Here is a 13,367-nt window from a genome sequence, read left to right as displayed (position 1 = left end):
GCGTCAATCCTGACCGTCTTTTTCAATCGTGATAATGCCTGAACGATTGCAAACGAGCTGCGACCTGCTCAGCAAGGCATGCTCGTTGTCGATGAGCACATCGTGTTTTCCATCTGTCCATTTCGAGAACGTCTGTGGTACACACTTATCTCCTCCTACCGCTTTACAAAACCCAAAGCATCCGATATTCACGCCGGGGACGTGATCGGCGACATTCATGACAGGCTTGTTAAGGCTGTAAACGCCATGGCACCAGGGTAAATTCAAAATGCCGGGGTCGGTTCCCTGACTGCACTTGAGGGTCGCTCCCCGCACGACATATGAGTACTCGGGGCTGAACAACCCCATTGTAAGTGCTTGAAGTAACGCTAGCATCATTAGACCTATCTCCCCTTCCAAAAAAATCCTACGCAAGCAACTTCCATATTCCGTCTTATTTTTACATTCCATCTAATAATCGGGATATATTGGAAAATAATTTATGGGTCAAACGTCCTGTTTCCTTATTTTTCTAAGTAACCCAAAAAGGCTCCCACCAACGCTACACGTGTTGGGGGAAGCCTTCTTGAATTCAAACATATTCACACTATATGGTTACGCTCTCCTCGATCACCAGTTCACCGTTTGTCGCATCGAGACTAGCCTCTACGCCCATAGGGAGAGCGATGTTGCACGCTCCATGTCCGATCTGAATGTTCCAGATGGTCGGCTTTCCGTACGGTACGACGATATGTTGAAACACATCCCAGACAGAGAAGCCTTCGCGCTTTTTCGGCTCACAATCGGTCCATGTCCCGATGACGACGCCCGCACAATCATCAAACAAGCCACCCTGGGCAAGCTGTGTCAGCATGCGGTCAATCCGGTACGGCTCTTCGTCGATATCCTCCAGGAACAACAGCTTGCCTCTCGTATCGAGCTGGTAAGGCGTGCCCATCAAGGCGGAGACGAGGGCGAGATTCCCGCCGACTACGGGTCCTGCTCCCTGACCTTCGACGAGACAGACGATTTCTTCCCCCGGCGGATTCATGATTGCTCCCAATGGCTCGGGGCGAGTCATGGCGCGCAGCAAATATTGCTTGGACCAGTCATCCAGTCCATGCGCGATGTCTGAGGTAGCCATTGGTCCGTGAAGGGTAGCCAGATTCGCACGCTGTCCGAAAACGGTATGCAGCGCCGTAATGTCGCTATAGCCGATAAACAGCTTCGGGTTTTGGGCGATGAGGTCATAATCGAGCAAAGGCAGGATTTGCGGGGAACCGTAACCACCGCGCATGCACATGATCCCGTCCACTTCCTCGTCGACGAACATGGCATTCAGCTCAGCCGCCCGTTGCTCAGGAGTTCCCGCCAAATACCCACCGTACGATTCTCGGCACGTATCCGATATTTTCACCTTGTATCCCAGACCTTGCAGCTCTGCCATTGCTTTGTTCAGCACTTCTTCTGTAGCAGGGCTAGAGGTTGCCACTACTCCGATTGTATCTCCCGCTCGCAATGCTTTCCCTTTGTTCATCTGTCAGTCTCCTCCTCCGGGTTCTCTCCCCATTATCGTACATCTGTGTCAAATGGTGCATAGCCATTTTCGCAGCTTGCGACTTGCAGACGGCTGGCTGATTCCGAGCGCTTCCGCCACCTTTGTCGTCGTCTTATGCTGCTCATACGCCCGGTGCACGAGCTGCCGCTCCACCTCGTCCATTGCTTCCTGCATCTGCATTACACGATCGACCTTGATCCCTTTGTACTCCCTGTACTCTTGGTTATGTATGTAACGCGGAATTTGCGCGGGCGTAATGAGGACATCGTGAGACGTGACGACGAGCCGTTCCACTACATTTTCCAACTCCCGCACATTGCCAGGCCAATCGTATTCACTGAGGATGCGATAGCAGGTATCTGCGAGCTGTCTCTCCAAACAGTACTTTTGCGAAAAGACATTCAGAAAATAATGGACGAGCACGGGTATCTCTTCCTGCCGTTCGCGCAGCGGCGGAATCTCCAATGGGACGACGTGAATGCGATAGTACAAATCCTCGCGAAACTTGCCTTCCTTGACCATTTGTCGCAGGTTTTTATTCGTAGCCGTGATCAGCTTTACATCGACTTTTCGCGAAACAGAGCTGCCTACGGGCGTAATCGTTTTTTCTTGCAACACATTCAACAGCTTCACTTGCAAGGAGAGTGACATCTCCCCGATCTCGTCCAAAAACAGCGTGCCTCCGTTTGCCTTCTCAATCAAACCTGCCTTACCATCTTTGAATGCTCCTGTAAAAGCACCCTTTTCATAGCCAAACAGCTCTGACTCAAGCAATGTCTCGGGAATGGCTCCGCAGTTGATGTGCACGAATGGCTTGTCCACTCTCGGACTACACTCGTGGATATATTTTGCCAGCACGCCTTTTCCGACACCTGATTCTCCTAGCAGGATCATGGATGATTCTACCTGCGACAGTTTTTTGGCCAACATGGCGACCTGCTCCATGGACTGACTGCGGTAGATCAAGCTGGTCTCTCCTTTTTGTCTGTTGTTCTCCTTGGTCATTTCACTTTGCAAGACCGTCCCGACGTACTTGACTTCATTTAATTCCTGCTGCAGTTGCTCCTGGCTCGTTATATCAATGAAAGTATGGACCACTCCGCTAAAATTCCCGTCCTGATCCCAAATCGGTGTGCCTTCCACAAAAAGCTTTTGATTTTTGCGGGTGGTTTGAATCGTGTGTACCTTTTTCTTGTCGCGAATGACCCGCATCGTGATCGTTGGCGCAAAGTAGCCGAGGTGATAAAACTCCTCGATCGGTTTGCCTATCATCTCCCTTGGATCGATTCCGAAAAATTCCTCATATCGTCCTGAGCCATGCAAGGTTCTGCCTTCTGCGTCTGTTACGTGCACGATATCAAACAGCGAACCTAATAACGATTCATAATCGACCATGGCGCTCTCTACCCCCCATGCCCCCCGCATCTTGTGGAGTGACACGTACATAGCGATTCGTCGGTCTGCCTACCCCACCATAGCTGACATCCATTCTGACACTCCCGCTCTTCTCCAGATAGTCCAAATAGCGTCTGGCCGTCACTCTCGCGATCCCTACGCGTTCGGCCACGTCATCTGCCGATAGCGGTTGACTCTCTTTCTCGATCTGGCGCATGATCTGCTCCATAGTGACAGCGTGTAGTCCCTTCGGTAGCACTGCTCTGGCTGGAGTGGCATCGGCTTGTTCCTTTTCCCGGCTTTTGCGGAATAGCAGCTGGTCGACCTCATCCTGGGACGCGGTTCCCTCCCACTCAATCCGTCGGCGAAACTCTCGATAGTTTTCCAATGACTGCTTGATCCGTTCAAACTGAAATGGCTTGATTATATAGTCCATCGCCCCATTGCGCAGCATGGACTGGATCGTGGTTTTGTCCTTGGCAGCTGTTACGACGATGACGTCCACTGCATGTTTGGCGGCGCGCAGCTCCATCAGCGCCTTCACCCCGTCCTGGATCGGCATGAAAATATCAATGATCACCAAGTCAGGAGTGAGCTCTTTCACTAGCTTGAGTCCATCTGCCCCGTTGGCTGCAATTCCAACCACGACAAAGCCCGGGACGCGCTCAATGAACTGCTTGTTGATTTCCTGTACCATCGGATCGTCTTCCATAATCAGTACGCGAATGTGATCGTTATCCTTCTCCATGACTGTCCACCTCCCCCATCGGAAACGTTATGAGAAAGCTGGCCCCTTCTCCGCGTGCCGAATGGCAAACCAGCTCGCCTCCCCCTTTATTGACCAACTGATGCACCAGATGCAGACCAAGTCCACGGTGCACACGCTCTTTCGTAGAAAATCCCCGTTCCAGCATATGTCGGCGCGTCTCTTCGTCCATGCCGATTCCATTGTCCTCCACCAAAATGGAGCAAATCTCATCGTCTTGCTCGATACTGATCATGATCTCCTTCTCCTCGCGTTCGATGCGCTCTAGTGAATCAAAGGCATTCTCGATCAGATTTCCCAATATGAGCACGAAATTATGATGATCCATGTACGGCGGAAAACGTTCCAGATGACTCCTGCGATCAATGACAACACGGATGCCCAGCTCTCTTCCGCGACTTACTTTGCCGATCAAGAGCCCAGATAAATTCTCATCCATGATCCTTGTTGTTAAAAAGGAGGTGAGCTCCTCCTGCTGCTCGTTGACCTCGAACAAATATGTGAGTGCCTTTTCATGCTGATGGAGCTGAAGCAAGCCTGCGATAGTATGCAAATGATTCATGTGCTCGTGATTTTGTACCCGTAGTGCACCGACGAATTCTTTTACGCCCGTCAGCTCCTCCGCCATTCTCGCCACTTCTGTTCTGTCCTGAAAAATCGCAATGGCACCGACGATCTTTTCCTCGACCTTGATCAGAAAACGGTTGGACCAGAGCAATGTATTGCCGACGTGAATTTCCGTGTTCGTAAAATTCTGGCGAAGCTCCAACACTTCTGGTAATCTGGTGTCGTGCAGGACAGACCGTATGTGCTTGCCCAGCACCTCTCCTTCTATGCCAAAAATTTGCTTCGCCCTGTCGTTAAAGATCGTGATTCGCTCCCGATTATCGATAGCGATTACTCCCTCATGCATGGCATGGAAGGTTGCGGTTCTCTCTACCAGGATTCGCGCGATTTCGTCCGGCTCCAAGTCGAGCATCTGCTTTTTCATGTGACGGGCCAACTGATAGGAGCCCCACACCCCGAACAATAAGGAGAGGAAAAAGGTCAGCGCGATATTGTTTCGCTCGCTGTACAAGATCCCCCAGACATCAGGCATGACACGTCCGACCAAGACAACACCCACCTGATGATGCTGGTCATCCATGATCGGCACGTATGCCCGCAGAGCCGTTCCCATCTCTCCTATGACTTTTTGAAAATAGGAGTGCTCGGCATAAGCCTCATCAACCGCAGGGTCCATAAACACCGTACCAATCCGCTCATCTAATGGGTCTGAATAACGAACACGCTCCCTATTCAGTACGACGATATACGTCACATCATTGACGACGCGCAGGTTGTTGGCTGTCGGTTGGATCACCTTCCACCCGTCTGGTTCCTGAATGCTTTTTTGTACATTTGGAATCGTCGCAACCGTGCGCGCTGTGGTCATCAGCCGTTGTCCCAGTTGGGTTTCCGTAATCCGAATAATCCCTCCGGCCATGATCAAGTTTCCGATGATCAAGGAAAAAAGAACGATTCCGACGGAGAGCAGCATAATCTTCCATTTAATTGTTAATCGTTCGAGCAGGTTCGTTCTTTCCTTTCCATTGGGTTTGCAACTCACTTACATTCATTCAACATAAGCAGGTGTTTGAAAATGAAATCATTGGTAACCAGTACATTCATAGTCATACTCGGACTTGTGAGCGCTGTCATTATCGGCTTCGGTCCAGATTTCCTAATGGACAACAGAGGATACGACGAAGAACAGGTAGGGCTGTCCAATCAAATTATCATCAAGTTCAGCCACGTGATCGCGGAAAACACGCCGAAGGGTTTGACTATCGAACGTTTTTCCCAGCTCGTGAAGGAAAAGACAAACGGACGTGTAGAGGTGCAAGTCTTTCCCAACAGTATCCTTCACACAGAGAAAACCGAGATGACTGCTTTGCAAAACGGCGAAATCCAGATGATCGCCCCTGCATTCTCCTATGTGTCGAACACGATTCCCGAGTGGGCTGTCCTCGATCTGCCTTATCTGTTTCGATCGCAAGAGGACGTCGAAACTGTATTCAATGGGGAAATCGGCCAAATACTATTCGATAAGCTTGAAGATTCCGACATGAAAGGGCTGGCCTTTTGGGCAAGCGGCTTTAAGCAAGTGACAGCCAACCGCCCGTTGATTATGCCTTCCGATTTTGTCGGCCAACGTTTGCGCATCATTCCAGGCAACGTGATCGAATCCCAGTTTCGCACGCTCCAGGCAATCCCTGTAGGCTCTTCCTTCAATGAATTATACAGCATGCTGGCTGCCGGAAAAGTAGACGGCGAAGAAAATACGATCTCCAATGTGTACACCAAACGGCTTTACCACGTTCAAAAGCACATGACGATCAGCAATCACAGTTATTTGGGCTACGCCGTCGTGATTAATAAAACGTTTTGGAACAATCTCCCCGCCGATATTCAGCAGGCGATATCAGAAGCGATGCAGGAAGCGACAGCTTACAATAATCAGTTGGCTGTTTCGATGAATGACAAACAACTACGCTTGCTCCAAGAAAATGGGGGGATGAACATCCACATGCAGACAGCAGAAGAACGTGCGGCCTGGATCGAAGCATTGCAGCCAGTCTACGATCAATTCGCCCCGAGTATCGGAGAACCCTTGATGCAGAAAATCAGAGAGCTCCACCAACGCCGGTGAAGCTCTCAAGCAATCTCCTCGCACTGCTCCTTGCGCATGGGCAAAATGAGCGTAAACACCGATCCCTCTGACGTGCTATTTGCGAGGAGGAGATCTCCACCAAGCGCCTTCGCGATCATGCGAGAATAGGACAGCCCCAAACCGAGTCCACGTACTTTGTCTTTTTTATTGCTTCCCCGGAAAAAGCGCTCAAACACAAGAGGCTGTTCCTTTGCGGGTATTCCTGGTCCATCGTCTTTGACGTCGATTCGTAAATCGGTGTCCGTTTCGTAGAGAGTCAGCGCTATGCTTCCCTTCCCACCAACAGCCTGTTTCGCGTTGTTCAAAAGGTTAATCAGGATTTGCTGGACACGGCCCGGATCGACATAGATCATCGTCTGCTTGTCCAGAACCCCAACGGTAAACGTAACGTAACTGAGGTCGTTAACAATCTGCCATTGTGAGGCGATCTCGCGGACCAGCTTGTTCACGTTTTGCTCTTCCTGACAAACAGTGATCGCTCCTACGGCAAATGAATTGAAGTCTAGCAAATCCTCTACCATTTTTTGCAGGCGCTTTGTTTCCTTCAGACAGATTTCCAAAAACTCCTTCTGCTCCTCACCGGAAACCACCTCGTCGTTAATTGCCTGGATTAATCCGCTAATCGACGTAACGGGGGTTTTCAGCTCGTGTGTCACTCCAGCCAATAGCTCTGTTCGCATGCTTTCCAACTGCCGAAGACGGTCGGCCATTTCCGCAAATGTATGCACCAGCTCGTGAATTTCTTTTTCCTTGATCGTTTTATTGAGCAAGACGTCGTAGTTTCCTTCTACGATCTGTCGTGCGGACATCACCACATTTTGAATCGGTTCAGACAGCTTGCGTGCATGAAAATAAATAACCGCCCAGCCAAGCACACCCAAACTCCCCAGCATGATGACCAAATACTGGATTTCCTCTTTCCCTACCTTGATATCTGTTTCTGGGAAAAGCAAGATCACCTTGCCAATGATTTGGTCATTGAACTCCAAATTTTTCCTGATTACATACAGGGTCTCACCTGACGGATGCCTCACTTTATCCCGCTTATCTGCCTGCTCCAACAACTCAGGTGCTGCCTGCTGCAATGGAGGCGGAAGCTTGGTTGGCCGACTGTATACGACCTTTCCTTTTACATCTTCAATGAATAAAATCAGATTGCGATCCACACCCATAAACTTTCGCCGATTATCCAATACCTGATGAAGCTTTTCCCCCACCAAAATATTTCCAACATCATCGACGACTCGATCAGCTACTTCCTCCGCAAACAGTCGCGTGACCTCGATCTGCTTTTCAATCGCAGCGTACTTGATCCAATAGGCAGAGACAGCCCCAATGATGAGTAATCCGATCACGAGGGTGAGCAGATAGCGTGTAGTCCAATAGCGCAGCAGCGATACGGGCTCATTGTTTTTTATAAACACAGAATTGATACCCAACCCCTCTTTGCGTCTTGATCTCGCCTTCCTGAACTGGCCAATTCTCCAGCGTCTTTCTGACCCGCTTGATCGCCAGGTCTACAGCACGGTCACTCCCACCATAGTCCATTCCCCATACTTGTTCGATCAATTGCTCCCGGGTAAAGGTCTGATTCGGATTTTGTGCCAGAAAAAGCAGCAAGGACAAATCGCGCGGGTGAAACGTCAGCTCGAGACCGTGCAGCGTCACGTGGTGGGACTGAAAGTTTATTTTTAAGCTTCCAAATAGTCGGGTTTCCTGATCTTTCACCAAAATAACAGAGCGGCGAAGCACCGCATTGACTCGTGCAACTACTTCATCCGCGACAAAAGGCTTCGTTATGTAGTCATCTGCCCCTTGATTCAGTCCTTTGAGCTTTTGGTCTGTTTGACCGAGCGCCGTCATGATAATGACCGGACAGGAGCTCTTTTCGCGAATGTACTGGAGAATCTCCCAGCCGTTGCGTTCAGGGAGCATGACATCCAACAGAACCAGATCCGGCTTTTTTTCGTCAAAAAGCTCCATCGCCTCGATTCCGTCGTTCGCTTGCCAGACCTCATACCCTGCCTTTTGCAAGTAAGCCTTTAGCACGCGCGCTATCACCAGTTCATCTTCTACCAATAATATGCTTTTCATATCTTCCCTACCTGATATACAGACATATGATCATTCCTATTCGAGAATTCTCGCATGGTCTCTCTAATAGTCTACCTATTTCTATTCTATCAGTTTACAACCTTGTATTTAAATTTGGCTGTGATGTTTTTGGAAAATAGGAAAAAAGCCTTGCATCCTGTGAAAAGGAGCAAGGCTTTTTTTGTGAGAAACGTCCCCACTTCAGATTATTTTACACGTCAAAGTTGATGTCTTGATCGCTAGCATCGCCTTCGAACTCATAAAGCGTATCGTCAGAGTCGCTGTCGATGATTTCACCTGTAATGTCGGCATCTTCGAAATCCTTGTCGTCCCAGATATCTTTGATAATATCTTCAACGAGAGCTTCTACATCGCCATCATCATCCAGATCATCGAATTCATCTTGGTATTTATCCAGATTGATCTCGATTTCTACATCGATATCATCCTCATCGCCCTTCAGGGAGATACTCCATTTGAGGTCTTTGTAGTCATCGTAATCAGAGTTCAGATCATCTTCCAGATCATCCAAGGCATCCTGAATATCATCATCTTTGCTACTATTGTTGTTTTTCTTGTTGTTTTTCAAATCAGAGATCTCTTTGTTCAGGCTATCGATGGTGCTTTGCAGACTTCTGATTTGAGCATCACGTGCAGCCAACTCGTTTGCGTGTTGGGAGTTAGGCAAGTCTTTTACCGTAATAGTGTACTTCGCGCCATCCCATGCTACATCCTTGCTGAATACGCCAGCCATCATGCGAAGTGGAATGTACGTGGTTCCGTTTACGATGAATGGTTCGATTGTTGTTGGGACAGCTGCACCGTTATAGATAACTTTAATGTTGTTGTACTTAGCTTGCAGATTCTTATTTCCAGTCGCTGCTTGAGAGCTCGTCGGAATAAGTGTGGTAGTCAGAATCAACGCTGAGGCAATTGCCAGATATTGCTTCTTGAACATAGAAAATCCTCCATTCTCCCGGTTGTCTATTTCTTTCGTGTCACTATGTACCTCTCTTACTTTACCTATCGTTCGTGTCGAGAGTATGTCAATGATTGATTTTTTCCTTTCCAATTTGAGGGGATTTCTATGACCAAAATGACCAAAACAACCAATATGACCGCATCATTTTCAATTTTCCACACCATCTATACAATGCGAAAGAGAGGGATAAAGCGCTTTCAAATCTTGGAGGAGGAATGGATTCGATGCGGATCAACTTTAAAAATCTGACCGTACAGGTCGTTATAGCCATCATTCTCGGTATTTTAGTTGGTCATTTTGCACCCAAATTCGGCGCAGAGCTGAAGGTGTTGGCCGATATTTTTGTCAAACTGATCAAAATGGTCATTCCACCGATTGTCTTCTTCACCGTGGTGAATGGAATCGCCAGTATGGGAGACATGAAAAAAGTCGGAAAGATCGGCGGAAAAGCGCTACTCTATTTTGAAATCGTTACCACAATCGCATTGGCGATTGGACTGTTGGTTGTCAACTTGATCAAGCCTGGAACAGGCTTTGACAAAACAGGACTGACCAGTGGGGACGTCTCCAAGTATACGGAGGCTGCTGCTCAGAGTAACAACGGTTTTATTGATTTTATTACGGGGATCATCCCGGAAAACGTCGTCGGGGCTATGGCAAAAGGCGAGCTGTTACCCATTCTGTTCTTCGCTATCCTGTTTGGTCTCTCACTCGCTGCCATGGGGCAAGCGTCCCAGCCTGTCATCAAGCTGTTTGACAAGCTGACACACGGATTTTTTGGTGTCGTCAACATGATCATGAAGGTTTCTCCAATCGCTGCATTTGGAGCAATGTCGTACACGATAGGCAAATTCGGCATCGGGTCGCTAACCAGACTGGGTCTTTTGATGACGGCTGTCTATATCACGATGTTTTTGTTCATTATTCTCGTATTGGGCGGGATCGCGCGCTACTACAAATTCAGCATCTTCTCGTTTATCAAATACATTCGGGAGGAAATTCTGCTCGTGCTCGGAACATCCTCTTCAGAGTCCGCTCTTCCGAGAATGATGGACCGGCTGGAGAAGTACGGCTGCTCCAAATCCGTTGTCGGTCTGGTCGTACCGACGGGCTACTCGTTTAATCTGGATGGCACCTCTATTTATTTATCTATGGCCGCCATTTTTATCGCCCAGGCATATGGCATCGAGCTCAGCTTTTGGGAACAGGTCACTCTTTTAGGAATTCTGATGATTACGTCAAAAGGGGCTGCCGGTGTCACAGGTTCTGGTTTCATTACACTCGCCGCTACCTTGGCAGCCTTCCCTGTCATTCCAGTCGAAGGTATTGCCCTCTTGCTCGGCGTTGATCGATTCATGTCAGAAGCTCGTGCCATCACGAATCTGATCGGAAATGGCGTAGCTACCGTGGTCATAGCCAAGCATGAAAATGAGTTCCATCCGGGACGCGTCCAGCAAACAGATGAAACGGCCATCGAGTCGAACAACGAGTCAGAAGCAAAACCGATCATGGCCTAGTTTCAATAAAAAAGAGGTTCTCCGATTGGGAGAGAACCTCTTTTTGCTTTAGTCATTCGGCCATGTTTTGCGAAGCTCAACCTCAAATTGGCGCAGGTGATTAATTCGCTTCTGTGCTGCCTGATATTCCTCCTGCCAGCCCTCTTTCTCGCGCTCTCTGATCAGCTCCGCCTTTTTCTCCAGCTCCCTTACCTCATTGCGCAATGCGATCACGATGTCCAATAGCTCATCCATCTCCATGGATCGCATGTCTTGAATAAAGACCCATTCCGCTTCTGTTAATCGATACTGTTTGTTCGCCATGTTTCATCATCCTTAAAATAACCTCTATCGAAGTCCACTCATAGAGGAGCGACCGCGCTTTAGAGGATAGTTAATATTCGTACTCATTTATAAGTGTGTCATTTTTAAATAAAAATGTTTCATTTCAAAGAAAAACGATGTCATTTCGTGTATAATAGTTGTTGTAGGTATGAATGTCGACAATAATCCGCACAACAGGGGGGATTATTACTAAAATATCACCGGGCTGGAGATAATTCCAAATAATTATTGACGACTTGTTGCTCACTGGGAAAAAGAGCAGCTATCTATGCCAATACAGTGTTTTGCGTGAAGGAGGATCTTACATGTTCTCTATTAGAGAATCCGATTTGCCTGGAATCGGCAGGAAGTACCAGGTCGAGACCAGGAGTGGCGACAAGCTGGTTATCGTCATTCACGATGACGGCCGCCGGGAAATGTATCACTTTGACCGTGATGATATAGACGAAACGCTCTCCATGGTTACCCTTGACGATGATGAGGCGAGACAAATTGCTGCCATCGTAGGCGGATTGACGTACAAACCATCTGCACTGGAAACAGTCGAGGTTGCGTTAGACAAACTCATGATCGAATGGTACAAGATTGAATCGAACGCTCCTGCCATTGGCAAGACGATCGGGGAACTCAACATTCGTCAAGAAACAGGCGCTACGATCATCGCCGTTATCGAAAAAGACCATAATCAAACGATTAATCCCGGCCCCGAGTATGTCCTTTGTACAGGATCTACTTTGGTCGTTGCAGGTGAACGGAAGCAGGTGAAGGCTCTCAAGACTATTCTCAGCAACGGAGGTGAGTGATATTGGAGCACATCGTTTTTGAAGTCGGTCTTGCCCTCGCACTCATAGCTATCGCGGGGTTCCTCTCCATGAAGTTAAAATTCTCCATCGTACCCTTCTACATTCTCGTCGGGATGATCGTGGGTCCACACGCTCCCGACATCGGTTTGTTTGATCTCCGCTTTATTTCAAGCGCCCCGCTCATCGAATTTATGGGCAGACTCGGCGTACTCTTCCTGTTGTTTTACCTCGGACTTGAATTTTCAGTAGGCCGCCTGATCAAGGCTGGTCGATCTATTGCCGTTGGCGGTACCATTTACATTGTCATCAACTTTACCCTCGGCCTCTTGTTTGGTTGGGCCGCTGGATTTCCACTCAAAGAAGTTTTGATTATCGCAGGTATTACCACTATTTCCTCCAGTGCCATTGTGGCAAAAGTACTGGTGGATCTCAAACGTACAGCAAATCGCGAAACAGAGATGATCTTGGGGATCATCATGTTCGAAGACATATTCTTAGCCGTCTATATCTCAATCGTGTCCGGCTTGGTGTTAAGTGGTGCAACTTCTCTTGCTGGCGTACTCTCATCCGCATTGATTGCACTCGGCTACATGCTCCTCCTCATTATCGTAGGCCGCAAGCTCGTTCCTTTCCTGAATCGGGCACTGAACATCAAATCAAACGAAGTGTTTATGATTACAGTGTTTGCCGCTTTGTTTCTGATTGCGGGTTTTTCCGAAACGATCCATGTTGCCGAAGCCATCGGAGCATTACTCGTAGGTCTCGTCTTGGCAGAAACACAACACATGAAGCGCATCGAGCACCTCATCCTGCCGTTTCGAGACTTCTTCGGGGCCATGTTCTTCTTCAGCTTTGGTTTGACAATTGATCCATTGTCATTAGGTGGAGCCGTATGGTTGTCCATTGGTGCAGTTGCCCTTACCCTTTTCGGTAACATTGTCGCCGGGCTATTGGCTGGGCGAAGTGCCGGATTGCCTCCGAAGGCTTCTACCAATATTGGACTGACCATCGTATCTCGCGGTGAGTTCTCCATCATCATGGCTAATCTCGGAAAAGCGGGCGCACTCATGGAAATTTTGCAACCATTTGCGGCTCTTTACGTTTTGATACTCGCCATTTTGGGTCCATTGCTGACCAAGGAATCCAAGCATATTTACAAGTTGCTCAATGCTGTGTTTCGTCTGGATCGAAAGACACCCGTCAAAGAACCAGCAAACAAAGTAGACGCTGGATAAT

The 13,367-nt window shown here is 48.4% G+C and carries 13 protein-coding genes; 4 read left to right on the top strand and 9 right to left on the bottom strand.

Going from position 1 to position 13,367, the window contains the following annotated elements; all coding sequences use genetic code 11:
- Positions 1-3: 3 nt before the first annotated feature.
- The 5 genes from ACUUHJ_RS07065 to ACUUHJ_RS07045 form a co-directional block, all read right to left on the bottom strand.
- Entirely contained in the window at positions 4-378 is a 375-nt protein-coding gene (locus ACUUHJ_RS07065) for a DUF4280 domain-containing protein (protein ID WP_472298530.1), read from the bottom strand.
- A 208-nt stretch (positions 379-586) separates the two neighbouring features.
- Positions 587-1,516, bottom strand: coding sequence for a S66 peptidase family protein (locus tag ACUUHJ_RS07060; RefSeq protein ID WP_472298529.1), 930 nt, complete (start codon positions 1,514-1,516; stop codon positions 587-589).
- A 48-nt stretch (positions 1,517-1,564) separates the two neighbouring features.
- Entirely contained in the window at positions 1,565-2,932 is a 1,368-nt protein-coding gene (locus tag ACUUHJ_RS07055) for a sigma-54 interaction domain-containing protein (protein ID WP_472298528.1), read from the bottom strand.
- A complete protein-coding gene (locus ACUUHJ_RS07050; RefSeq protein WP_472298527.1) occupies positions 2,919-3,680 on the bottom strand; it encodes a response regulator in 762 nt (253 codons plus the stop codon). Before ACUUHJ_RS07050 ends, ACUUHJ_RS07055 begins: the two co-directional genes overlap by 14 nt.
- Positions 3,667-5,238 (bottom strand): ATP-binding protein, encoded by a 1,572-nt coding sequence (locus tag ACUUHJ_RS07045; RefSeq protein WP_472301152.1) that lies wholly within the window; start codon positions 5,236-5,238, stop codon positions 3,667-3,669. Before ACUUHJ_RS07045 ends, ACUUHJ_RS07050 begins: the two co-directional genes overlap by 14 nt.
- Positions 5,239-5,340: 102 nt before the next feature.
- Here ACUUHJ_RS07045 and ACUUHJ_RS07040 point away from each other — a divergent pair, with 102 nt between their 5' ends.
- Entirely contained in the window at positions 5,341-6,390 is a 1,050-nt protein-coding gene (locus ACUUHJ_RS07040; protein WP_289676629.1) for a DctP family TRAP transporter solute-binding subunit, read from the top strand.
- Between the two features lie 5 nt (positions 6,391-6,395).
- Here the strand turns inward: ACUUHJ_RS07040 and ACUUHJ_RS07035 are convergent, their stop codons facing one another.
- The 3 genes from ACUUHJ_RS07035 to ACUUHJ_RS07025 form a co-directional block, all read right to left on the bottom strand.
- Positions 6,396-7,850, bottom strand: coding sequence for a HAMP domain-containing sensor histidine kinase (locus ACUUHJ_RS07035; RefSeq protein WP_289676626.1), 1,455 nt, complete (start codon positions 7,848-7,850; stop codon positions 6,396-6,398).
- The gene (locus ACUUHJ_RS07030; protein WP_289676625.1) at positions 7,816-8,505 is read right to left on the bottom strand and encodes a response regulator transcription factor; all 690 of its coding nucleotides are present in this window, start codon (positions 8,503-8,505) and stop codon (positions 7,816-7,818) included. The genes ACUUHJ_RS07035 and ACUUHJ_RS07030 overlap by 35 nt, the downstream gene beginning before the upstream one ends.
- Before the next feature lie 211 nt (positions 8,506-8,716).
- Positions 8,717-9,463 (bottom strand): copper amine oxidase N-terminal domain-containing protein, encoded by a 747-nt coding sequence (locus tag ACUUHJ_RS07025; RefSeq protein WP_289676624.1) that lies wholly within the window; start codon positions 9,461-9,463, stop codon positions 8,717-8,719.
- Between the two features lie 248 nt (positions 9,464-9,711).
- Here ACUUHJ_RS07025 and ACUUHJ_RS07020 point away from each other — a divergent pair, with 248 nt between their 5' ends.
- On the top strand, positions 9,712-11,004 hold the full coding sequence (locus ACUUHJ_RS07020) for a dicarboxylate/amino acid:cation symporter (RefSeq protein WP_472298526.1): 1,293 nt from the start codon (positions 9,712-9,714) through the stop codon (positions 11,002-11,004).
- Positions 11,005-11,052: 48 nt separating this feature from the next.
- Here ACUUHJ_RS07020 and ACUUHJ_RS07015 read toward each other — a convergent pair whose 3' ends face one another.
- Complete coding sequence (locus tag ACUUHJ_RS07015) at positions 11,053-11,307, bottom strand: hypothetical protein (protein WP_173608954.1); 255 nt, start codon at positions 11,305-11,307, stop codon at positions 11,053-11,055.
- A gap of 326 nt (positions 11,308-11,633) precedes the next feature.
- On the opposite strand from ACUUHJ_RS07015, the gene ACUUHJ_RS07010 reads away from it, so the two are divergent.
- Positions 11,634-12,131 carry a cation:proton antiporter regulatory subunit gene (locus ACUUHJ_RS07010; protein WP_012684991.1) on the top strand — a complete coding sequence of 166 codons (498 nt, stop codon included), beginning with the start codon at positions 11,634-11,636 and terminating at the stop codon, positions 12,129-12,131.
- 2 nt (positions 12,132-12,133) lie between these two features.
- Positions 12,134-13,366: a cation:proton antiporter gene (locus tag ACUUHJ_RS07005; RefSeq protein WP_289676622.1), complete on the top strand. Its 1,233-nt coding sequence runs from the start codon at positions 12,134-12,136 to the stop codon at positions 13,364-13,366.
- Position 13,367 lies beyond the last annotated feature (1 nt).

The organism is Brevibacillus schisleri, assembly GCF_055685845.1.
The sequence above is the reverse complement of the archived record's forward strand: the minus strand, read 5'-3'. Positions and strand labels throughout refer to the sequence as shown.

Bases quoted from the DNA above. Each gene is read 5' to 3' on its own strand.
- ACUUHJ_RS07065 (WP_472298530.1), bottom strand. From the start codon at position 378: ATGATGCTAGCGTTACTTCAAGCACTTACAATGGGGTTGTTCAGCCCC.
- ACUUHJ_RS07060 (WP_472298529.1), bottom strand. From the start codon at position 1,516: ATGAACAAAGGGAAAGCATTGCGAGCGGGAGATACAATCGGAGTAGTG.
- ACUUHJ_RS07055 (WP_472298528.1), bottom strand. From the start codon at position 2,932: ATGGTCGATTATGAATCGTTATTAGGTTCGCTGTTTGATATCGTGCAC.
- ACUUHJ_RS07050 (WP_472298527.1), bottom strand. From the start codon at position 3,680: ATGGAGAAGGATAACGATCACATTCGCGTACTGATTATGGAAGACGAT.
- ACUUHJ_RS07045 (WP_472301152.1), bottom strand. From the start codon at position 5,238: ATGCTGCTCTCCGTCGGAATCGTTCTTTTTTCCTTGATCATCGGAAAC.
- ACUUHJ_RS07040 (WP_289676629.1), top strand. From the start codon at position 5,341: ATGAAATCATTGGTAACCAGTACATTCATAGTCATACTCGGACTTGTG.
- ACUUHJ_RS07030 (WP_289676625.1), bottom strand. From the start codon at position 8,505: ATGAAAAGCATATTATTGGTAGAAGATGAACTGGTGATAGCGCGCGTG.
- ACUUHJ_RS07025 (WP_289676624.1), bottom strand. From the start codon at position 9,463: ATGTTCAAGAAGCAATATCTGGCAATTGCCTCAGCGTTGATTCTGACT.
- ACUUHJ_RS07020 (WP_472298526.1), top strand. From the start codon at position 9,712: ATGCGGATCAACTTTAAAAATCTGACCGTACAGGTCGTTATAGCCATC.
- ACUUHJ_RS07015 (WP_173608954.1), bottom strand. From the start codon at position 11,307: ATGGCGAACAAACAGTATCGATTAACAGAAGCGGAATGGGTCTTTATT.
- ACUUHJ_RS07010 (WP_012684991.1), top strand. From the start codon at position 11,634: ATGTTCTCTATTAGAGAATCCGATTTGCCTGGAATCGGCAGGAAGTAC.